This window comes from Aminobacter sp. J41, assembly GCF_000526635.1.
In the GTDB taxonomy this organism is placed as follows: Bacteria; Pseudomonadota; Alphaproteobacteria; order Rhizobiales; family Rhizobiaceae; genus Aerobium.
Genome location: NZ_JAGL01000009.1, coordinates 43,214 through 63,402, shown reverse-complemented (window position 1 = coordinate 63,402; position 20,189 = coordinate 43,214). Strand labels below are relative to the sequence as shown.

General features: G+C 59.9%; 23 protein-coding genes and 1 tRNA gene. All 24 read left to right on the top strand.

Going from position 1 to position 20,189, the window contains the following annotated elements; translation table 11 throughout:
• Nucleotides 1-375, top strand: coding sequence for a hypothetical protein (locus tag L630_RS0108500; protein ID WP_144708618.1), 375 nt, complete (start codon nt 1-3; stop codon nt 373-375).
• Nucleotides 375-2,357: a hypothetical protein gene (locus L630_RS22145; protein WP_144708619.1), complete on the top strand. Its 1,983-nt coding sequence runs from the start codon at nt 375-377 to the stop codon at nt 2,355-2,357. Before L630_RS0108500 ends, L630_RS22145 begins: the two co-directional genes overlap by 1 nt.
• A gap of 8 nt (nt 2,358-2,365) precedes the next feature.
• Nucleotides 2,366-6,205: a hypothetical protein gene (locus tag L630_RS0108490; protein ID WP_024847834.1), complete on the top strand. Its 3,840-nt coding sequence runs from the start codon at nt 2,366-2,368 to the stop codon at nt 6,203-6,205.
• A gap of 10 nt (nt 6,206-6,215) precedes the next feature.
• Entirely contained in the window at nt 6,216-7,187 is a 972-nt protein-coding gene (locus tag L630_RS0108485) for a phage tail fiber protein (protein WP_084465852.1), read from the top strand.
• Between the two features lie 9 nt (nt 7,188-7,196).
• The gene (locus L630_RS0108480; RefSeq protein WP_024847832.1) at nt 7,197-8,312 is read left to right on the top strand and encodes a hypothetical protein; all 1,116 of its coding nucleotides are present in this window, start codon (nt 7,197-7,199) and stop codon (nt 8,310-8,312) included.
• Nucleotides 8,312-8,878 carry a hypothetical protein gene (locus tag L630_RS22140; RefSeq protein WP_144708620.1) on the top strand — a complete coding sequence of 189 codons (567 nt, stop codon included), beginning with the start codon at nt 8,312-8,314 and terminating at the stop codon, nt 8,876-8,878. The genes L630_RS0108480 and L630_RS22140 overlap by 1 nt, the downstream gene beginning before the upstream one ends.
• A 46-nt stretch (nt 8,879-8,924) precedes the next feature.
• A complete protein-coding gene (locus L630_RS21190; RefSeq protein ID WP_024847830.1) occupies nt 8,925-9,683 on the top strand; it encodes a hypothetical protein in 759 nt (252 codons plus the stop codon).
• Between the two features lies 1 nt (nt 9,684).
• Nucleotides 9,685-10,059, top strand: coding sequence for a hypothetical protein (locus L630_RS0108465; protein WP_024847829.1), 375 nt, complete (start codon nt 9,685-9,687; stop codon nt 10,057-10,059).
• Complete coding sequence (locus L630_RS0108460) at nt 10,059-10,238, top strand: hypothetical protein (RefSeq protein ID WP_024847828.1); 180 nt, start codon at nt 10,059-10,061, stop codon at nt 10,236-10,238. Before L630_RS0108465 ends, L630_RS0108460 begins: the two co-directional genes overlap by 1 nt.
• A complete protein-coding gene (locus tag L630_RS0108455) occupies nt 10,231-10,458 on the top strand; it encodes a hypothetical protein (protein ID WP_024847827.1) in 228 nt (75 codons plus the stop codon). The genes L630_RS0108460 and L630_RS0108455 overlap by 8 nt, the downstream gene beginning before the upstream one ends.
• A 104-nt stretch (nt 10,459-10,562) precedes the next feature.
• Nucleotides 10,563-12,302 (top strand): phage terminase large subunit, encoded by a 1,740-nt coding sequence (gene terL / locus L630_RS0108450; protein ID WP_198019538.1) that lies wholly within the window; start codon nt 10,563-10,565, stop codon nt 12,300-12,302.
• Between the two features lie 1,337 nt (nt 12,303-13,639).
• Nucleotides 13,640-14,449: a hypothetical protein gene (locus L630_RS0108445; RefSeq protein WP_024847825.1), complete on the top strand. Its 810-nt coding sequence runs from the start codon at nt 13,640-13,642 to the stop codon at nt 14,447-14,449.
• A 68-nt stretch (nt 14,450-14,517) separates the two neighbouring features.
• Nucleotides 14,518-14,952 (top strand): hypothetical protein, encoded by a 435-nt coding sequence (locus tag L630_RS0108440; protein WP_024847824.1) that lies wholly within the window; start codon nt 14,518-14,520, stop codon nt 14,950-14,952.
• Between the two features lie 104 nt (nt 14,953-15,056).
• Nucleotides 15,057-15,209, top strand: coding sequence for a hypothetical protein (locus L630_RS22795; protein ID WP_156941754.1), 153 nt, complete (start codon nt 15,057-15,059; stop codon nt 15,207-15,209).
• A gap of 2 nt (nt 15,210-15,211) precedes the next feature.
• Nucleotides 15,212-15,574 (top strand): hypothetical protein, encoded by a 363-nt coding sequence (locus L630_RS0108425; RefSeq protein ID WP_024847823.1) that lies wholly within the window; start codon nt 15,212-15,214, stop codon nt 15,572-15,574.
• Nucleotides 15,571-16,044 carry a hypothetical protein gene (locus tag L630_RS22135; protein WP_024847822.1) on the top strand — a complete coding sequence of 158 codons (474 nt, stop codon included), beginning with the start codon at nt 15,571-15,573 and terminating at the stop codon, nt 16,042-16,044. The genes L630_RS0108425 and L630_RS22135 overlap by 4 nt, the downstream gene beginning before the upstream one ends.
• Nucleotides 16,037-16,219 carry a hypothetical protein gene (locus tag L630_RS0108415; protein WP_024847821.1) on the top strand — a complete coding sequence of 61 codons (183 nt, stop codon included), beginning with the start codon at nt 16,037-16,039 and terminating at the stop codon, nt 16,217-16,219. The genes L630_RS22135 and L630_RS0108415 overlap by 8 nt, the downstream gene beginning before the upstream one ends.
• Nucleotides 16,219-16,602: a hypothetical protein gene (locus tag L630_RS0108410; protein WP_024847820.1), complete on the top strand. Its 384-nt coding sequence runs from the start codon at nt 16,219-16,221 to the stop codon at nt 16,600-16,602. Before L630_RS0108415 ends, L630_RS0108410 begins: the two co-directional genes overlap by 1 nt.
• 25 nt (nt 16,603-16,627) lie before the next feature.
• A complete protein-coding gene (locus L630_RS0108405) occupies nt 16,628-16,810 on the top strand; it encodes a hypothetical protein (RefSeq protein ID WP_024847819.1) in 183 nt (60 codons plus the stop codon).
• 752 nt (nt 16,811-17,562) lie between these two features.
• Nucleotides 17,563-17,781: a hypothetical protein gene (locus tag L630_RS0108400; protein ID WP_024847818.1), complete on the top strand. Its 219-nt coding sequence runs from the start codon at nt 17,563-17,565 to the stop codon at nt 17,779-17,781.
• 86 nt (nt 17,782-17,867) lie between these two features.
• Entirely contained in the window at nt 17,868-18,245 is a 378-nt protein-coding gene (locus L630_RS0108395) for a hypothetical protein (protein WP_024847817.1), read from the top strand.
• Nucleotides 18,226-19,194 (top strand): site-specific integrase, encoded by a 969-nt coding sequence (locus tag L630_RS0108390; RefSeq protein WP_024847816.1) that lies wholly within the window; start codon nt 18,226-18,228, stop codon nt 19,192-19,194. Before L630_RS0108395 ends, L630_RS0108390 begins: the two co-directional genes overlap by 20 nt.
• 126 nt (nt 19,195-19,320) lie before the next feature.
• A tRNA-Cys gene (locus L630_RS0108385) sits at nt 19,321-19,395 on the top strand.
• A gap of 54 nt (nt 19,396-19,449) precedes the next feature.
• A complete protein-coding gene (locus L630_RS0108380; RefSeq protein WP_024847815.1) occupies nt 19,450-20,127 on the top strand; it encodes a protein-L-isoaspartate O-methyltransferase in 678 nt (225 codons plus the stop codon).
• The last annotated feature ends 62 nt before the right edge of the window (nt 20,128-20,189 follow it).

Here is a 20,189-nt window from a genome sequence, read left to right as displayed (position 1 = left end):
ATGATTCAGGAACAGGCTCGTCTGCAACACGCTGCAAATGAGCGCGAGTTCCTTGTCGAGACGAATGCGGCCAACAAAGACGCCTATCAGGCTTTCCTTGAGGCGGCTCGCGGCAAGAGCGCCGTCAAAACCGCTGGCGGTGGAACGTATGGTGCCACCATGGCCGCTCGCGGGGCCGAACAGGGACGCCAGGGCGCTCTCTCAATCGCAAATGCCAAGGATCGCGCAGACGCGGCTAACGCGAACTACGCGCTTTCCGGCAAGAACATCCAGATCGGTGCTCAGAACCAGATCAACACCAACAGGGTCAACCCTCTGACGGCCATGACGCGGATCGCTACGGCTGGGCTTAGCAACTATGGAGCCTTCAAGTAATGGCAGCACCACAGCAATCGATGATTCCGACGTACAAGGAGACGTCGAACATCCCGAGTCCTCGCACTGTCTATGACTACCACGACGCGAGGAACGAACCTGGGGCCGCTCTGGCGCGTCTCTTGGGCGTCCTGCCGGATGCTGCCGCTGCTTACCAGGAAAAGCAGAAGGATACCGGCGAGGGACAGCTCGAAAGGGAGCAGAAGGCGGCTCTCGCGATGATGGGAGCCGAGGAAAGCCGCGTCCGCATCGCCAAGGGAAGCTCTTTCTTCGGCCTGATGAAGTCCGACGAGATGGATTTGGACTCGTATGAGGCCGAACGAGGTCGCCTGGACGCCGATCTGTTCGCTGGTGAGCTTCGGACGGCCTACGCACAGGCTGGTCTGCACGAAAATTCGGACCCACAAGCCCTCTCTCAGTTCTTCGAACAGCAGAAGGCCGCGGTTTTCGAGAAGCTGAACGGATCTAGCGACAGCTACTACCACGGCTACATTACCCGGATCGCTCCGATCTTCAAGGATATGGTCCAGGTCCATGCCGGTCACCTCGACAGCTTCATGCCGAGTCTCCACAAGCAAGCGCTGGAGAACCGCCTAGCCTCCAAGGTGGACATCGAACTGTCTGCCCTGAAGGATGGAGACGCCTGGACGAACCTCATGGTGCCGCTCATGGGCGGCGAGAGTGGTGGTAACTACAACGCCATCAACGGACGTGGGGGCGTCAAGCTCACCGAAATGACCATCGAACAGGTCATGGAGCACCAGAAGCAGTACTCTGGTCCCGGTGGCTACACTGGTGCGGCTGGTCTCTACCAGTTCATCCCGAGTACGCTGAAGGCTGTCGTCCGTGCATCCGGTCTTGACCCGAAGACCACGCGGTTCACCCCGGCTGTCCAGCACCAGCTCGCTCAGGTGTTGCTGGAGAAGGTCATGCCGAAGGGCCAGCGTCTGTCCGACTTCCTTGAAGGGCGAATCTCCGCCGAGGATTTCGCAGACAAGGTGCTGGCTGGTCAGTGGGCAGCGCTCAAGGGCAAGGACGGTAAAGGCAAGTACGACGGCATCCAGGGCAACCGCGCCAACACCGACTTCCGTCGTGTCGTCAATGCGCTCATCGCGTATCGAGACCAGGTAGCTGCCGGTGTCCGCGTAGCCTCCACCAAGGAAGAGAAGGGCACTCTCGCGCTCGACGCTGACGGCGGCGAGGAGGATGTCGCGACCTTCCTAGAGACGGCCCCGGAGAACTTCGGTGTCGACTCCGGTGAGGCTCGTCGGAGCTACGCCCAGGAACTCGTCCGTCGTGCCGAGTCTGACCCCCAGTTCGCTGACAGCGACCACATCGAAGACCTCATGGCGAACGCCAAGCTTCCCGAGGCACAGCGCGAGTACGTCCGCGACAACCTGAAGCGCATCCGCGTGGAGAACCAGCAGAAGGCCGCGCTGAAGGAAGAGCGGGATGCCGACGAGATCGTCCAGATTGCCAACTTGGCCCTGTCTGGTGACGAGGCAGAGCTGCAGAACCTCAAGGCCAAGAGCCCCGAGGTGTACCAGCTTGTCCTCACCCGCATGACCGGAGGGGACGAGAACGTCGACAATGAGGAGTTCATGGAGAAGGCCGACTTCAACAGCGCGTCCTTCCCGCGTGTGGCCCTCAAGGCGTACCTCGACGGTGAAATCGACCGGGAGACCTACCAGTCTGCCATGGCCGAGTTCAACACCAAGCGCTCGGCTCTGCCGGTCCTCAAGATGCCTGGCGTCCGTGAGACCGTGGATGTCCTCAAGCGGACACTCCCGACAGACCAGCTCAAGAAGACGTTCGACCAGCAGTTGGCGGTCGCGATCAGTGATCTGACCAAGTCCAACGGCGGTGAGCGACCGGCTCTCTTCGAAATCACCGACGCTGCACAGCGAATCCAGCAGCAGCTCGTCTCGGTCCATCAGCAGGACGTCCAGTCCCGCATGGCTCGACCTGAATACCAACTCTAAGGAGACAGATGACCAACTCCCCTTGGGTTCCGCAGGAAGACGGAACCTTTCAACCAAGCGCGGAGCTTCTGGAAGCCATCCGCGCAAACCCTGAAAAGTTCCCGAACGCTGTCGATGACATCGCCGCTCTCTCCGGTAAATCCCGCGAGGAGGTCCAGGCGATCATCCACAACCCAATGCGGAGCGGGTCGGGAAGTCTCGCCAGCTACGTCGCCCCGATGCTGGCAACCAGCTACCTCACCGACGCTGTCCGCGAGGGTGCCAAAGGTGTCTCCATCGGCCTGAAAAAGGTGGGTGAGGTCACCGGCATTGACACCCTCAAGGGCGCTGGTGAGTGGGTCGAGGAACAGGCGAACACCCTGTTTGACCCGGCCATGGACACCGAACGTGGCGTCGGTGAGAAGATCGCTGGTGTCGTCGGCCAGGCTACCCCTGCGGTGGCCGCTGGCGTGATGACCGGCGGTGCTGGCGGTATCCTCGCGGGTGCCGCCGTGACCTCGCTGACGTTCGAGGACGAGGACAACCTGATCCAGCTCGCTGACGAGTGGACGGGCGGTGCCATGCCGGATTTCCTCGTGATCAACGACGAGGACACCCCGGAGACCTCCCTGGTCAAGGGCTTCGCTGCCAACCTGATCACCGACGCGCTTCTGGCCGCTCCGGTGCTCGGCGTGAAGCTCTACCAGTACCTCAAGTCGGTCCCGACCGAGTTCGTCGACATGAACACCCTGAAGCAGTTGTCCGACGAGGTCGGCGTCCCGCTTCGGGAAGGACCGGCGAACACCGATGACCTCGCCAAGGCTCTCGACAACGTGGCCTCACAGGTGTCTCGCGAGACGAAGCATTCGCCTGAACAGGTAGCCAAGACGCAGAAGGCCCATGTCCGCGAGAAGGTTGCCGCAGAAGCCCTGCAGCAGCGCCTCGGGGTGCCGATCAAGGACGCTCCTCAGAACGTCCCGGCACCTCCGAAGGAAGACGTGGACAACTTCATCGGTGAGGTCTTGCGGCCTGTCCAGCACGTCCTCGACCTGTCGAAGCAGCGCAACCCGAGCCTCAAGTCGGCCATCGACAGTGCCGAGACCGGGGCGACCTCCAAGGCTTACCGGGAACACGCGGCGAAGTTCTACGAGGCTGTCCATGTGGGCAACATCGAGGACGCGCTGACGCTCCTGCGGTCGGCTGACCAGCTTCCTCGGGCGACCTCCCTCGGCCACACCTACGTGACCTCCCTGTTGCGACAGGGTCTCCTTCGTCTCGAAGCGAAGGCCGGTGAGGTGCTGGAGTACATCCGCGCCAATCCCCAGGTTCGCACCGACGCGGCCTGGAGGAACATCGCGGCTGGTGTCCTCAAGGACAAGACGAAGCTCGGTGAGGTCTACCGCGAGCTTGGTACGGCATCGTCTAGCGCGATGAACACCCGGAAGGGCGTCCTGTTCAAGGACCACACCCTGAAGGCTCTCAAGGAGGCCGAGAGGGACATTGCCGAGGAACTCTCGGAGATGGGCATCAACCTTACGACCACGAAGAACGAGTTCGTTCTGATCCGGTCTATGGAACTGGACGAGATGGGCATCGATCCTGTGGGCGTCCTTGATGACCTATACCGGCAGTTCGATGAGTTCGACAAAGCCCGTCAGGCCGTCCTGGCAAACCGTAAGGACAACGCTCTGTCTCGCCTGTCTCCCGAGGAGAAGGCCCTGATGGAGTCCTCGTGGCTCCGCGCGTTCCACGATCTGCACTCCAGTTCGCTCCTCGGTCAGCCTTCGACGGCTGGTCTGGAGGTTCTCTCGAACACCTTGAACAACGTCCTGCAGCCGATCACGCAACACATCCTCACGAGGGGCGACTTCCGTCGTGCCTTCAGGGAATACGCGGGTTACCGCTTGGCGTTCAATCGGTCCTGGCAGGTGTTCAAGGCGGCGTACGCCAGGGGCAAGGGCGTCCTCGACGACTTCGACATCACCGAGAACCCGATCTCCGGGTACACCGACTACGATACTCTGAAGGACCAGGGCAAATATCTCCGGTACCTCGGGCTTCGCATGTGGAAGTTCGCGGCTGACCTGTCGATTGCCTCCTCGGAAAGCTCCAAGGCAATGCGAGCGGTCGGCATCGCATACGCGGACGGCTACAACCTGGCCCTCAAGGCGGGTAACCCGAAGGGCAGGGCGAAGAAGCTGGCTCTCGAATACGCCAACAGCAAGTTCGACGAGAAGGGCGCTCTGGTCGATCCGTCCCTCAGGATCACCGTGCAGGACGATCTCTGGCAGGGCGTGATCGATACCCGGTATGCCCTCGGCAAGATGGCCCAACAGGTCGACAACTGGCGCAACTCCTCGAACCCCGCCGTGTCCATCGTGGCACGTATGGCGGTCCCGTTCTGGAGGACGCTGATCAACATCGGTAGCCATTCGATGCAGACGATCCAGCCGATCCCGGCTTCGGTGATCAAGGCGGCTGCTCGAACGAAGTACGGCGAGAAGTTCGTCAAGACGTTCAAGTTCGTGGACGATCTGACGGGTGCCAACGGCTACCATGCGCAGCAGCGAGCTATCGGTCGACAGCGTCTCGGCTACATGATGATGGGCTCGGCCTACATGGCGGCTGAAATGGGGCTGTTCGATATTACTGGCCCCGCCGGTCACAAGCGGTGGGACGCCAAGAAGGCTGCGTTTCAGGAGTACCCGCCGTCCTCGCTGATCATCGGTGGTAAGGCCATCGACCTCACCCGTCTGCTTCCGTTCTCTGCTCCGCTGATGCTCGTTGGTCTCATGCGAGACGCCAAGCGCGAGCATTACCTGGAGATGAAGGACGGCATGTACGTGAACGACACGTACCGCGCCTCCGACTGGCTGTCTGACTACGGCACCGGTCTCCTGCTTCTGTCGTTCAACCTCATGTCCGACGCAGCGTCCCTGCGAGGCATGGGCGACATGATCGACAACATCCTGACCATCGCAGAGAACCCCACGGAGAACACCGCGAAGACTCTGAACCAGGTACTCAAGGATTACGCGAAGCAGTGGACCCCCGGTCTCATCCGTGCTGCTGGCAAGAACCAGGGCGTCGTTACCGGCGACTGGACCCAGTATGAATCGGAGGAGTTCCTCGGGCAGCTCGCGGCGAACGCTGGCTTCAAATACAACGCCTACGCCAAGATCGACTTCCTCGGGAAGCCGGTCGATGACGACTACTGGCGCGGTATTGACCCGACGAACTCCAAGCCGGTGAGGACGGATGATCCGCTTCGGGCCGAGTACGTGATGCTCAACCGTGCGGGTGACCTGGGTATCTCCCTCGGGAAACCCTCGGAGGTCTTCGGGAAGGCCGACTGGAAGAACGCCGGTTACCACATCAGTTGGGTCGACGAACTCCTCGGCAAGAAGCATCCGTCCTTGTTCGACCTGGAGACCATCGACGGACAGAACGCATGGCAGAAGTACCAGCGTCTCGTCTACGAGTCGAAGGCCACCAAGGACATCAAGGTCAAGGTCGGCAGCGGCACCGGGGATCGCGTCCCGCTAGGCTCCGTCACGATCAGACAGGGCGAGAACTTCGAAGCAGCTCTCCGTCGCATCACAGCCTCGGATGGCTACCAGAAGCTCACCCCTGATGCTCGCGCGAAGGTCTGGAGGGAGCTGTTCAGCTTCTTCAAGAAGACCGCAAAGGAAGAGATCGCCAAGTCCGTGGTTGTCCCGGCTGGCACCTTCACTCGCGAAGACCGCTATGGTCCTCTCACGACGTCACCCGAGACGCTCGACGTGCTGTTCAAGCTCGGTAAGGAGAAGGCTGCGGAGGTTCAGACCACCCGTGGCAATCCGTTGGATGACGTCTTTTCGATCAGCTAAGTGATCAGGATTGTCTAACCCAGTTAGCATCGTGTTCCCCGGCCTCACCGGGGCCCAAACGGATTTCACCTTTCCGTTCCAGTACCTCGCGAAGGAGCATGTGAAGGCTACGGTAGACGGGGCTTCGGTCCCGTTTACCTGGATCAGCACATTCACGATCAAGATCGAACCGGCACCCGTTGGCGAGCTTCGCATCTATCGTGATACCCCTCGCGACTCTCTCATCAACGTCTACAGCGACGGCTCCATCCTGATCGACGATGACCTGAACGCCTCGTTCTGGCAGTCGCTTATGGTGGCCGATGAGGTGGCTGACGCTGCTCTGACGAAGGGCGAAGACGGCCACTGGGATGCTGTAGGCCTCCGCGTGACCAATCTCGGTACTCCCGTGAACCCCACGGACGCCGTCTCCCGGCAGTGGGCCGAGACCTCCATGACCTCGACCCTGGCTCAGGCGATCTCCGCTAAGAACTCTGCGGAGGCCGCGAGGGACGCTGCAATTGCGGCCAGGGACACGGCGATCAGCGCTGCCGGTACGTCCACGGCAAAGGCCGGGGAAGCTGCTGCCTCTGCCGCTGCCGCCGCTGCCGACAAGGCTACGGTAGCTAATGACAAGGCCATCGTGGCTGCGGATAAGGCAACGGTCGCGGCTGACAAAGCCACGGTCGCTTCGGACAAGGCCACGGTAGCAGCCGATAAGGCGACCGTCCTCGGCTACAAGAACGACGTCGCTGCCGATAAGGCCACGGTTGCCTCCGACAAGAACACGGCGATCAACGCGCGAGACGCTGCGGTTGCCGCCAAGGACGCTGCAGAAGCGGCTCGCGATATTGCTCTGGCTGCGGCTGGCTCGCTGACGTTCGCTCGCATCAACGCCAACGGCGAGATGGAGTTCGTCCTCAACGACGTCGTCGTCGCAAAGCTGACGCCTAGCGGCACGTTCCTCACGAAGGGCGACATCGGTATCAACCAGACGATCTAAGGAGGTCCAATGGCTATCAAGACTTCTGGACCGCTGATGCTCAGTGAAGTCCTGGCGGAGTACAAGGCGTCTCCGTCTGTACCTCGAATGCTCTCCTCGCTCTACCGTGGCGGTTCCATCGTTAGGAACAACTCGGCGGGGAACGTCGCGCAGAATATGTCTGCCGGTGTCCCCACGTCGGGCCCTATGATGGTCAGCCAATTCTACGGGCAGGAGGCCGCTTGGAAGCTTACCCTCGGCAACGGTACTGACACCTACATCTCCGGGCAGTTTGGTACCGACAACGCCGACGACTGGAAGAAGATCATCGAGGTGGTCTCTGGCGCTGTCATCGGTGGCACCACGCAGCACGGCTACGCACTCACCATCACGAACCTCACGAATGGTGAGCTGGAGTTGATCAACCGGGGTGAAATCCAGGGACGCGGTGGTAACCACACCTGGTATTCTGGTGGTCATGGCCTGGGTCTCGGTGTCACGATCCCGACCAAGGTCTACAACTACGGGGCGATCCGTGGTGGTGGCGGTCGAGGCGGTAACGGCGGTCAAGGTGGTCAAGGCTACTACGACACATCGAACCGCGAGCCTCCGTCTGGTGAATGGTACCAGAACAACGGCAGCGACAACTACTACTGGTACTACGACTCCAGCGCCAACTGCGACATCTACTGGGGCGGCCCGAACGTTGCGTGGGCCGGTAAGCTCTCGTCCGTCAGCCAGTCCACGGTCACGGTGGGTTTCATCACCTACTACCGTGGTAGCTTCCGAGAAGGCGCAGGTGTCGGCATATATTCCTCGCTGCACCGCGTGGTCACCACCCGAACTCCGGTTGCTGGTGGCACTGGTGGCCCTGGTGGTCTCGGTCGAGGCTACAACCAGCCACGAGGCGAGGGCTCTCCGGGTAGCGGTGGTGGCGGTCACGGCGCTGGTGGCGGTGGTCACGGTAACTGGGGCGGCGACTGGGGTCAGCAGGGCCTGACCGGTACTGCCGGTATCAACGGCACCTACACCAATGGCTCCCCCGGTCTTGCTGGTTCTCCTGCAGGTGTCGCACTCTCTCACTACCCGTCACTCACGACCTTCGTGGTGACCGGCACAATCAACGGATTGAAGCACGAATGGTGATGAACTCTAGCTGGAGCCTGAAGAGCTACAGCGTCAATCCCACGACCAACCTCGTTGCGACCGCAGAGTGGCGCATCGACTTCACTGACGACCAGTACCCCGGCATCATGATCCCCCACACTGGGATCACGCCGGTACCTGGCGATATTCCCGCAGACCAAGCGACTCCCGAGAGTGTTCTCGCGGCTGTCCAGGCGTTCATGGTTCCGCAACTCCCGACGATCCAAGCCTACGTGGGTGACCAGATCGCTTGGGAGTACCAGCGACAGAACGCGACCGAGACGGTCGATCTGCGGACGCCGGAAGAGAAGCGAGAGTTGATGCCTTCGCTGTCTCGCGCACAGATTCTGCTGACGCTGTTCACGGAAGAGAGGATCACCGAGGCCCAGATCGATGCGGCCATTGAGGCGATCCCCGACGAGACCCAGCGGGAAATCTCGCGCATCAACTGGAAGTCCCGCACGAACTACCAGCGGACCCATCCGATGATCTCTCAGATCGGTACCATCTTCGGTCTGACTGAGGAGCGCATCGACGAACTCTGGCTGCTGGCTAAGGACGTCTAATGGGAGGCCCTTCGGGGCTTCCCCTCCGATCACTCCAGCGTGGAGTATGGACAAGACCAAGTTTTTCAACGCGGTGAGGTCAACCGTCTTCGGCGGTCGTCTCACGCAGGGCCAGGTTGACGGCATCGAGTACATCCTCGCGGAGGCTCAGAAGCGAAACGTCAACAACGAGTACCTGGCGAACATACTCGCGACGACCACATGGGAGACGGCTCGCACGATGCAGCCGATCACCGAGAGGGGCAACGTCGCCTACTTCGACAAGTACGAGCCGAACACCAAGATCGGCAGGGCGCTCGGCAACACCCACAAGGGTGACGGCTATCGCTACCGAGGCCGAGGCTACGTCCAGATCACCGGACGAGCCAACTACGAGAAGGCCACGCGGTACTTCCGCGAGACCCTCAAGATCGACGCCGACTTCGTCAACGATCCCGACCTGGCTCTGAAGCCAGAATACGCAGTCATCATCCTCATCGTCGGAATGATCGAAGGCTGGTTCACCGGCAAGAAGCTCGGGGACTACCTCGATGGCATCGACGAGGATGACGCGGAAGATCGCAGGGAACACATCAACGCTCGTCGCGTCGTCAACGGCACGGACAAAGCCGCGGAAATCGCTGACATCGCAATGGCTTACGAAAGGGCCCTGCGAGACTCAGGGAGGCCGGAGAGCTTCCGTCCGGTCCCAACCCCCACGGAGAACGTTCCTGCCGATCCTGGGCGTTCTGTGTGGCTTTCTGGGGGTCTTTGGGCGGTCATCTGGCTCGCCTATCGGCTCCTCAAGCGCTTCGTGAGACGCTGACGTGTCTTTCCTTTTGAAACCCTTCACATGGCTCGCGGGTATCCTCACGGGTGGTACCCTCGACAAGCTGCTCGACACAATCGAGAAGCGAATGGACAACGAAGTCCTCAAGGAAGAGATCAAGGCCGAGGTCACCAAGGTCTACATCACCGCCAAGACGCAGCTCATGGCCGGTCGAACCTGGTGGTTCCAGCTCTTCTTCATTGTCCCGCTTGGTGTCCACTGGGCAGCGCTCAACTGGGTGTCCGCATTCCCGCAGTACGGCTGGACCGTTCACCCTCTCCCTGCGCCGTTTGATGAATGGGCGGGTGAAATCCTCCTCGCTGTGTTCGCTATCGACGGAGCCAAGAGCCTTATCGGTAGGTGGAAGCAGTGATGAACGAGACCACCCAAACGAACAGCATCATCGGTTTCGCGCTCACTTCTCCTGTGTGGGGATCAGTGCTGAACAACATCAATGAAATCCTGACGGTGATACTGACGACGCTCGGTATCGTCCTGACAGCCGTCAAGCTCACACAGGCCCTGACCAACAAGGACCAGAAGGGTGACTAAGACGGCATCCATGGACGTGATGGAGGCGCTCCACGCGAGTGTCGCCCAGGAGTTGATCGACCGGATCAAGTCTGGTGACGCGACCGCAGCGGACATCAGCAACGCCATCAAGTTCCTCAAAGACAACGGTATCGAGGTCCGTGTCGACAAGAACCCCCTGATGACCTCCCTGGCTCATCAGTTCCCGGTCTTCGACAACGAGGCAGACACCGTCCAGTAAGCCACAGATGGCTCACAGGCCGCTCTGGAGTGTTCCCGCGTGGGTAACACCGGAGCGGTCCTCGTGGGCGTCCTTGGGCTTCCCTGAGCGATTCTGAACCCCCTTTGTCTGAACTGAATCAACACCTTGCTGGCTCATCGTCGATGACGCCGGTCGACCCCTTGATGGCCGACTTTCGCAAGTTCGTCTGGCTGATCTGGAAGTACCTCGGGCTCCCTGAGCCGACCCCGGTCCAGTACGACATCGCGTACTTCCTGCAGCACGGGCCCGACAAGATTTGCATCGAGGCGTTCCGTGGCGTCGGTAAGAGCTTCATCACCTCGGCCTTCGTCCTGTGGTGCCTCTACTGCAACCCGCAGCTCAAGATCATGGTGGTGTCCGCCTCGAAGAACCGCGCGGACAACTTCGTGAAGTTCACGATGCAGCTCATCCACCTGGTACCGGAGCTGCACCATCTGAAGCCGAGGGAAGGGCAGCGAGCAAGCTCGGTCGAGTTCGACGTGGGCCCCGCTGTGGCCGACCAGAGCCCGTCGGTGTTCGCTAAGGGCATCGACAGCCAGCTCGCCGGTGGTCGCGCCAACATCATCGTGTCAGACGACGTTGAGGTCTGGAACAACTCTCAGACCGTCGCGGCTCGTGACCTCCTGATCGAGAAGACACGCGAGTACTCGGCTATCCTCAAGCCAATCGACGGCTTCAACACCGTCTCACGCATCATCTACCTCGGTACGCCTCAGACCGAGGACTCCATCTACAACAAGCTCCCCGAGACCTTCACGAAGCGGATTTGGCCTGCCCAAGTGCCCACCCAGGAGGAATACGCCGGTTACGGTGGTGACCTCGCACCGATGATCGAAAAGATGTACCGGGAGGGTAAGCACGGCCAGCCGACCGATCCTCGTCGCTTCAGCGAAGACGACCTCATCCAGCGTCGTGCGGAGTATGGTGCTGCTGGCTACCAGCTACAGTTCATGCTCAACACGAAGCTCTCGGACGAGGAGCGCTATCCGCTCAAGCTCAAGAACCTCGTGGTGATGCCGGTGCCACCAGAGAAGGCCCCCATGGAGGTCTACTGGTTGCCCAACCCGGATCGCGAGCTGAAGGATTTGCCGAACTACGGCATGGCCGGTGACAAGCTCTATCAGGCCGCTGGCATGTCCAGTGAGTTCGCCGCCTACCAGATGAAGGCCATGTCGATAGATCCCTCCGGTCGCGGTAAGGACGAGACAGGCTACGCGGTCGGCTACATGCTGGCGTCGAACATCTGGATTCCCGAGGCCGGTGGCCTGGAGGGTGGCTACGAGCCGCAAACCCTGGAGCGTCTGGCGAAGACCGCCAAGAAGCACAAGGTCCAGTCCATCGTGATCGAGAGCAACTTCGGTGACGGCATGTTCGCCAAGCTGCTCGAACCGGTGCTGCTCAAGGAAGGCGTCCAGGCCGAGATCGTGGAGACACGGTCGACCACCATGAAGGAGATGCGTATCCTCGACACGCTGGAGCCCGTCATTTCGGCCCATCGTCTCATCGTGGACCCCACGGTGTTCGAGAAGGACGACGAGACGATCCAGAAGTACGAGGCCATGATCCGCAGCCACAAGAGCCTCTTCCACCAGATGACCCACATCTGCCGACAGAAGGACGCCCTACGGCATGACGACCGTCTGGACGCCCTGGCGATGCTCGTGGGGCACTTCCTGGAGATGATGAACCAGGACGCTGCCAAGCTCGCAGCAGAGCAACACGCGGAATGGCTCAGGAAGGAGCTGGAGAGGTACCACGAGAGCCCCCTGAACCGGAACTTCCAGGGAAACGGGGGACACCATATGTGGGCCTCTCTTGTGTGAGACAACCACTACATATTGTATGGGTAATTTCCCCCTCATATAGAGGGGAGAGACAATACATACTGTAGTGTCACTCTAGTGTAACTCTAGTGTGACCCTAGTGTCGGTCAGGAGTGTGACTGAGGATGGACACTAGGGTCACCCTTAGCTTGGTCAGGAGTATGACCGACCATTGATCCCCCAGGTGTCCCCCAGGTGACACCCCCGTGTTCCCCTGTGTCCACATCGTGGTGGTAGTCCTCGTAGGAGGAAAGACCCGAGAGGCTCCCGTGAGAAACCCGTGAGGACACCCAGGTTGGTCACGAGTGTGACCCCCGCGACCTTGTTGGGAAAACTTCTGAATCGATATCCGCTTACCTGGTCCCCCCTGAATCCCCCCGTACCCCCCCTGAAAAGCCCGGAAAATCCCTATCCCGCACCATCGTTGGCACGAGCTGTGCCACCAACCATGACCTAACCTATTGATTTCATTGGTGTTCGCATGGGATTGCGCATCCTATTGCACCAGAGCCACGCCAGATAGGTCAGCATTACTGTCCTTTTTTCGATAGGTCAACAATACTGACCTAATTTTAGCTCCCACCTTTTTGCATGGCAGCTATGCACTACACGCATGTCACACCCTGGTCCTACTAAAGCACACGCGCGTACACCCGTGCTGATCCCGCCAGATATTCACGTTAACGAAAATAACTCGACTAACCCGCTTGACGATGGCGAACGGACTGATCTATGGTTTGACCATCGAAACACGAACCGAGGAGGTGACACACCGGACCAACCCGCTGAACCCCATAGCTTCCAAGCCATCGGCTTACTGGTAGCGCATACGTCTAATCGCTCCGGCAACCTGACGCGCTTACTGGTTTTCACGACAGGCACACGACGGAAGGGCAGGGGTGAAAAAGGGATTGACTCCGGTAACGAAGCGATCTAGGGTAGCGACACAAACGAAATCGCACCACCGAGGTGGGCGTCGGATGTACCGCTGGGGGTCTCCGGTTCTTTGACATGGTGAATACGTTGGACTGGCTAGAGGGCGCTGCGCGTCCCAGCCCGAGGGCAAGAGCCCCAGTCGCGATACCAACGGTTTAACTGGCTGATCTCCCTAGCGGGATCGAAGCTAGTGGGCTCGACAGGTGCGTCTGGATGTCTTCGGTAGACGGGATACTCACGGTCTTCAATGCCACTCCACTAGGCGATGCGATCCATGCCTAGCCGCACAAAGGGATCGCCCAACCCCCAAACCCCACGTCCATGCGGCGTGGCTCTTCCAAGCTCGTCAGGTGAGGTCTGACGGGCTCGGTAGGGTCACACTTTTTTCGAGGACGATAACCATGTTCCGTGGCAAGCTCATTCGCTCTGGTAACAACGCTAAGACCGTCAAGGGTGATGACGTCTACGAGACGGCCATCATGTATCTCGCACCAGCCACTCTGGCCGGTCGCAATGTCTGCGCAATGGCGGAAACTGCGGGTTGCATCCGGGGCTGTCTCAATACGGCTGGCCGTGGACGGTTCAACAACGTCCAACTCGCTCGTCTCAACAAGACCAAGCGCTACCTTGCCGACCGCGCTGCCTTCATGGCCGAGCTGGTGGCGGACCTAGAGCGCTTCGTGGTGTACTGCCAGAAGAAGGGCGTGAAGCCAGCAGTGCGCCTGAACGGCACCAGCGACATTCAGTGGGAAGTAGCTCACCCGGTCACCCGGATTGTCCGCAAGAGCCACCCGCATTTCACCTATATTGCCGAGCCGAAGCGCTTCGCCAACATCTTTGAGGCATTCCCGGAGGTGCAGTTCTACGACTACACGAAGATCTACAAGCGCGTGTACCGCCAGCTTCCGGCAAACTACGTGCTGGTTCTGTCTTACAGCGAAGCGAACGAAGCGTACGCGGAGAAGGTCGTCCAGGCTGCGCACGATACCGGCGCGAACGTCGCTGTTGTCTACCGCGACAAGGCTCTGCGCGACTCCCGCGCTGCCGCCGTGGCTGACACCATCGGCATCCGCGGTGGCACATGGTTGAACCGCCGTGTCATCGACGGTGACCAGACCGATCTTCGCTTCCTCGATCCTAAGGGCGTCATCGTCGGGCTCTACGCCAAGGGTGCCGCCAAGCAGGACGAGTCCGGCTTCGTTTTGGGCTAATCCCTTCGATAACGGAGCGTCTTCGATAGGCGCTCCACAACCGTTTCCTATACCGCGAGAGCACCACCATGAACCTGAACCTTGCTGGCTCCATTGGTCCTAATCACATGCCTAACTGCGGCGTCACTGCCGTAGCTGTCTGCGCTGGTGTCCCATTCGAGAAGGCGTGGGACGTCATCAAGAACCGTGTGAAGCGCGGCGGATCGTGGAAGGGGAGGACCACCCATTACGACCGCGTCGACGCGCTCAATGCGCTCGGTGTCCGTCACTCGGTCGAGTACGTGAAGCTCTCCCGGCGCGAGCGGGGTGACCGCTTGAAGGACTGGGTGCCTCACCTGAACACCGCGCTTGTCTACTTGGTGACCGTCACTGGTCACGCGATCACGGTCCACAATGGTCAGTACGTCGACCAGTACACCCGCGAGTTTGTCCCGCTGGAGGGCACCCGTCTGCTCAACAAGCGCGTGACGTCCGTCGTCCGCATCATCGGCGGGAGGGCGTGACCATGCTGCACGACATCCTGCAGGACATTCTCGCCGCTGCAGCCATCACTGCCTTTGTGACTGCCGTGCTCCTCGTCCTCTCGGCCACGGTGTGAGGCGCGGCCATGGTCCAGATCGACGAACAGTTTCACTCGCTTGAGGACGCGCGGCGCTTCGTGCGGCGCACCTACCGCAAATACCGACCAATCGAATACGGCACCAAGCTGCACATCCGCAGGGAAATTCAGGGCTTTTCAGTCATCGGATGGAGATTTTGAACATGGGCAAGCAGGAGAGCATCAACGTCTGCAACAACCTCATCGCGGAAATGGAGAAGAACCTGTCGCGTCTCCGCTCGATCCCGCAGGAGGGCTGGTTCGTGGGCTGGCCGCACTACAAGCTTGTCTGCGCTTGGGACGGCGAGGACGTCCATGTGACGGGCGCGGCATGGGGCACCATCTTCGCGACCGAGGAGGAGGCCGCTCGTCGCCAGCGTCTCACCATTAGGAACGGCAAGGGCGAGACCGCCGAGGTGATCCCGGTGGTCGACGTCCTCATGGGCACCATCAGCGACACCGAGGGATGCCTCAAGCAACTCCGCGAGCGTCTGGTCGAGCTGGAGGCCGAGGAGGAGGTCGCATGAAGGTCGACGTCTACTGGAACGTCCACCTCGGGTGCTACTCGATCCGACACAAGGGTGTGGTCATCGGCCACGCCCATAAGCTCCTGATCGAGAAGCCCAGGTACGTCGTCAACCAAGCTGGTCGGGCGAGGGTGCTCGCCACCAAGCGCAAGGAAGTACATGCCTTTGTCCGTGGCGATCTTCGCTGGTGGAAGGGCAGGGCGACCGAGCGAGGCGCGGCCATCGGTGCTGCGCCAGCGTGGAAGGCCGAAGCGGTCAAGCTGGATCGCAAGGCGTACTCCTACGGAAAACCCGTGAGCTACAACCCGTACAAAGCCGGGACGTTCTTATACCGGCCACAGTACGAACCACCCATCGCTGAACCGGCCCACAGTGGTCCCATGATCCTCATGCGGATCGGTATCAACCGAGGCCACAAGGGCAAGCCCCTCATGGTCGAGTTCGAGCCAGAGCTGTCTGAATATGCCTGAGATTTACACCGTACACCGTGCGGAGGAGCCCACGCGCAAGCCGTGGGTGCTCTCCAAGAAGCCCGACGAGGATCGGGTCGCTTTCCGCATCGCCACCTACGAGACGAAACGAGAAGCCGTGAAGACCGCCCGTCTGCTGGCTGGTCGCACTGGCAAAGTGAGGGTGTTCAACTGATGTCCTACCGCTACTACGAAATCCGCCCGTGCGTCGAACACGATGACCGCGTCACCAGCTTCCTCGGGGAGCCCCAGTGGTGCCAATCGCGAGGGACCGACGTCTGCACACCAGAGAGCGCCTACGAACAGGCGAAGGCCTACGCCGAGAGCGTCGGTAAGGGCGCGGATGACGTCTTCTGGACGCTCTACGGCATCGATGAGGAAGGCCTGGCCGAAGCCATCGGCGACTTCAAGACCTTCGAGGATGCCTACGGCGTCATGTGCAACATCCTCGGGCCCATGCGTGAGGCGCTGGACTACGCCGAGGACGACATGGAGCAGGACTGCATCAACACGCTAACCGACGTCCTGCTGCAGAGTACTATGGAGGATCGCATCTAATGAGCAGCAAGCCGAGGTATCAGTGATGTTCATCGTCGCTTGGACCGTCCTGCGGGGCGAGGGGAGCCCCGAGGATCGCTGGATTACCACCCACAATAGGAGGGAAGCCGAGGAAGAGGCGGAACGTCTCAAGCTCGATGCCGATGTCTACTGCTGGAGCATCGCCCAAATCGTGGACTCCTCCGAGCCGCAGCATGTGGAGGGCTGATGTGCTGCCTTCCACGAACGCCAACTTATCCACCTCCGCCGCCGGGGACTGAGAATGTCGACCGCACTGGCCGTGTACTGGGGCGTCTGTCTAGGCGTCCCACTGGTCCTCTTTGTCCTCCTATACCGAAGCCACAACAAACTGACTGAGGGATTGAACCATGTCCAAGAAGATCGCAGCAGCCGCAACCGCAGTCCTGATCGCTCTCGTGGTGCCGCTGGAGGCACAAGCGCGATACGTGAGCGTCCGACCATCGGTCATGTCGGTACCGCGAGTCGCACCGTCGATGCCCCGCGTGTCGACCCCAATGAAGGCACCGGCACCGACTCCTCGTACGACCACACCGGCGACTAAGCCAGCGACGACCTCGACCGCAGCCAGGACGAATCAGTTGAACACCCCTGCGCCGTCCACCAGTAGCTGGACGAGTTGGGCCCTGCCGCTGTTCCTCGGTTGGTGGGCTGGATCGGCTACTTCGGGTCACGCAGAGGAACATCCGGTAGTGGAGAAGGTCAACGAGGAAACAACCACTGATAGCGTGAACAACGCCAAATGACCGGTCTATCCGCCATAGTGCATAACAGCGTTGAGAGCTCTTGCTTACGTTAACGAAACTAAGTAGTAGGACTCCGTTGTGATGGGGGGCAGCGCTATGGCTGTTCGACCAAATTACTCGTGGGGGCATGTAACAATGCCCCCGCGCTCGTGTCCTTTGTGGCACCCAGTTCAAGCGTATTAGAGGCATAACAACAATGATCATCGTCTTCTATTCAGAAGAAGAAACTATTGTCGGTCGTGCTTGTGTAGAGACCGACGACACCTGGGTCGCTTGCGAACTCGGGCACAAAATCCAGCGGGAGCACTTCGCGAATGCAGTCGATTTCGACGTCTTGTGTGAGGAGCAGCCGGAACCCCCTACGGCATTGATCAACTCGGAACCGCGCGTCCCGACCTTGTTCTATCCGTTGTAGTTAGCAGCCCCGTTCTCCCTTCGTTCTCTTGACGTTAACGGAGAAATCGTAGAAATGGGGCTATTATTTAAACTAAGGATATTCCCATGATCGAAACTAACGTTAACGCACACGCTCTTTCCGTTCTCATAGAAGCTCTTCGTAAGTTCAATCAGTTCGATCCGAAGATGCAGGTGTCGACTGTCCTCACGTTCCTTGAGATCGCGAAGGCAGACATGAAGGGAGAGCCCTGCACAAACACCGATGTCGAGAAGCGTGTCGGCCTCCACTCCGGCACGGCCTCGCGGAACATCTACTACTGGGCAGACGGCCACAAGGAGATGAAGGGCGGCTACGACCTCGTCGACGTGACTGTCTCCCGTGAAGACCGGCGCAAGCGCCTCCTGTCTCTGAACCCGAAGGGTAGAGCATTAGCCAACCAGATCATTGAAGGAGTGAAAGGCATTGGCAAGACCAAGGGGTAACAAGTGGCAAGCGGACTTCTTCATCGACGGTAAGCGTCGTCGCTTGACATTCAACACCAAGGAGGAAGCAGAGAGATACGAGAGAGCAATTGCAGAAGGTTACCGACCGGAGCCTAACACCACCATCGGGACTTACTTTGTGGAGAACTTCGACCGCATCTGGAAGTCCTCTAAGGCTCCGAAGTACATCAAGTCGAACTTCAACGTGATCTTCCAGTACATCCCGAAGGATACACCGCTGGATTCGATCAACCGAGTTACCGTGGAGGACATGATCTACCGGATGGTAGTGGACGGTAAAGCGGGTGGTACGATCAACCGCAAGTTGTCCAATCTCAACGTCCTGCTGAAGGACGCCTTCACGCGCAAGGTTATCCCAGAGCTGCCCTGCGGGTGGGAGAAAGCAGACGAGGGTGAGGGCCGTGAGCGTGTCCTCACCTTAGAGGAAGAGCGAAAGTGCATCCTCTGGTTCGATCAGACGTGTCAGATCGCGTACAAGCATCTGTTCGTCTTCATGCTCTACACGGGTTGCCGCATCGGTGAAGCACTGACGCTTGACCGGAAGCATGTGAGCGACGGGTATGCGACCTTCGTCCGCACCAAGACGAAGAACAAGAAGACCCGCGTCATCCCGCTCCCTCCGAAAGCGAAGGAAGCTTGGGAGGCCATCTGCAGGATGTCGAACGCCCCCATGCCGTTTGGCGACAAGGTGACCTACCGGACCTTCATGGAGCGGTGGCACCAGCTCAAGGAACACCTGGGCGTCGAGGACGACAACGAGTTTGTCCCACACATGCTCAGGCACACTTGCGCTACCCGTCTGTGCGCTGCGGGAGTCCCGCTGATGCACATCGCTCAGTGGCTCGGCCACAGCTCGACGAAGGTGACCCACCGGTACATCACCCTCGTACCGAAGCACCTCGACGTAGCACTTCAGGCCCTCTCGTAGGCCGCAAAAACGCTGTGACAAGCTGTGCCAAATCGGTGACATTGTGACAGCGCACTAAAAACCCCCTTGACGGGCCCGTGTCGAAAAGACTAAGTGCGCCAAGCGTTTGGAACGCGCTGAAGACGGGGCCTCGTGGCGGAGTGGTTGACGCAGAGGACTGCAAATCCTTGCACGCCGGTTCGATTCCGGCCGAGGCCTCCACTCCTTCGAACGTTCCAGCCGAATGCAATCGCGTAGCGCCAGACAGGTTAAGTGATGACGGTCGATTTCCAGCAGCTTCGGGTGAAGATGGTCGACGGTCAGGTTCGCACGACCGATGTCACACAGGTGAACCTGCTTTCCGCGCTCCTCTCGGTTCCCCGTGAAGAATTCGTTCCGGAAGAGCGCCGCGTCATCGCCTACATTGACGAGGATCTCGAAGTCGCTCCGGCTGCAGACGGTCACGAAGCCCGCTACCTGATGGAGCCGTCGCCGTTCGCCAAGCTGGTTCAGCTCGCCGAGATCCGCGAAAGCGATCGCGTTCTCGACGTTGCCTGCGGCACCGGGTACTCCAGTGCGGTCCTTGCACGGATCGCCAGGGAAGTCATCGCCCTTGAGAGCATCGCGCCGGTTGCTGCCCAAGCAAAGGAAATCCTTGCCGCGCAGGGTGTCTCCAACGTCGAGGTCGTCGAAGGTCCGCTTGCTACTGGCTACGCCGCCAAGGCTCCCTATGACGTCATTGTCATCAACGGCGCTGTCGACGAGGTCTCGCAGACGTTGATCGATCAGCTCGCCAAGGGCGGCCGCCTCGTCACTGTTCTCGGTCAGGGCAACGCTGCCCGCGCCATGATCTACGTCAGGGATCACGAAGGCCTCGTCTCGGCACGTTCGGCGTTCAATGCGGCTGTTCGCCCGCTCGCAGAATTCGCCCGTGTTCCTGCCTTCGAATTCTAATTTCCCTGAACAATAAAAAAGTTCGGGATTGTTACCGTTCGGTAACGCCCCCTCTCGGAAAA

Coding starts and splice junctions, on each gene's coding strand:
- L630_RS0108400 (WP_024847818.1), top strand. CDS start 17,563: ATGATCATCGTCTTCTATTCAGAAGAAGAAACTATTGTCGGTCGTGCT.
- L630_RS0108395 (WP_024847817.1), top strand. CDS start 17,868: ATGATCGAAACTAACGTTAACGCACACGCTCTTTCCGTTCTCATAGAA.
- L630_RS0108490 (WP_024847834.1), top strand. CDS start 2,366: ATGACCAACTCCCCTTGGGTTCCGCAGGAAGACGGAACCTTTCAACCA.
- L630_RS0108445 (WP_024847825.1), top strand. CDS start 13,640: ATGTTCCGTGGCAAGCTCATTCGCTCTGGTAACAACGCTAAGACCGTC.
- L630_RS22145 (WP_144708619.1), top strand. CDS start 375: ATGGCAGCACCACAGCAATCGATGATTCCGACGTACAAGGAGACGTCG.
- L630_RS0108480 (WP_024847832.1), top strand. CDS start 7,197: ATGGCTATCAAGACTTCTGGACCGCTGATGCTCAGTGAAGTCCTGGCG.
- L630_RS0108500 (WP_144708618.1), top strand. CDS start 1: ATGATTCAGGAACAGGCTCGTCTGCAACACGCTGCAAATGAGCGCGAG.
- L630_RS22795 (WP_156941754.1), top strand. CDS start 15,057: ATGGTCCAGATCGACGAACAGTTTCACTCGCTTGAGGACGCGCGGCGC.
- L630_RS0108410 (WP_024847820.1), top strand. CDS start 16,219: ATGTCCTACCGCTACTACGAAATCCGCCCGTGCGTCGAACACGATGAC.
- L630_RS0108405 (WP_024847819.1), top strand. CDS start 16,628: ATGTTCATCGTCGCTTGGACCGTCCTGCGGGGCGAGGGGAGCCCCGAG.
- L630_RS22135 (WP_024847822.1), top strand. CDS start 15,571: ATGAAGGTCGACGTCTACTGGAACGTCCACCTCGGGTGCTACTCGATC.
- L630_RS0108460 (WP_024847828.1), top strand. CDS start 10,059: ATGAACGAGACCACCCAAACGAACAGCATCATCGGTTTCGCGCTCACT.
- L630_RS22140 (WP_144708620.1), top strand. CDS start 8,312: ATGAACTCTAGCTGGAGCCTGAAGAGCTACAGCGTCAATCCCACGACC.
- L630_RS21190 (WP_024847830.1), top strand. CDS start 8,925: ATGGACAAGACCAAGTTTTTCAACGCGGTGAGGTCAACCGTCTTCGGC.
- L630_RS0108415 (WP_024847821.1), top strand. CDS start 16,037: ATGCCTGAGATTTACACCGTACACCGTGCGGAGGAGCCCACGCGCAAG.
- L630_RS0108440 (WP_024847824.1), top strand. CDS start 14,518: ATGAACCTGAACCTTGCTGGCTCCATTGGTCCTAATCACATGCCTAAC.
- L630_RS0108380 (WP_024847815.1), top strand. CDS start 19,450: ATGACGGTCGATTTCCAGCAGCTTCGGGTGAAGATGGTCGACGGTCAG.
- L630_RS0108425 (WP_024847823.1), top strand. CDS start 15,212: ATGGGCAAGCAGGAGAGCATCAACGTCTGCAACAACCTCATCGCGGAA.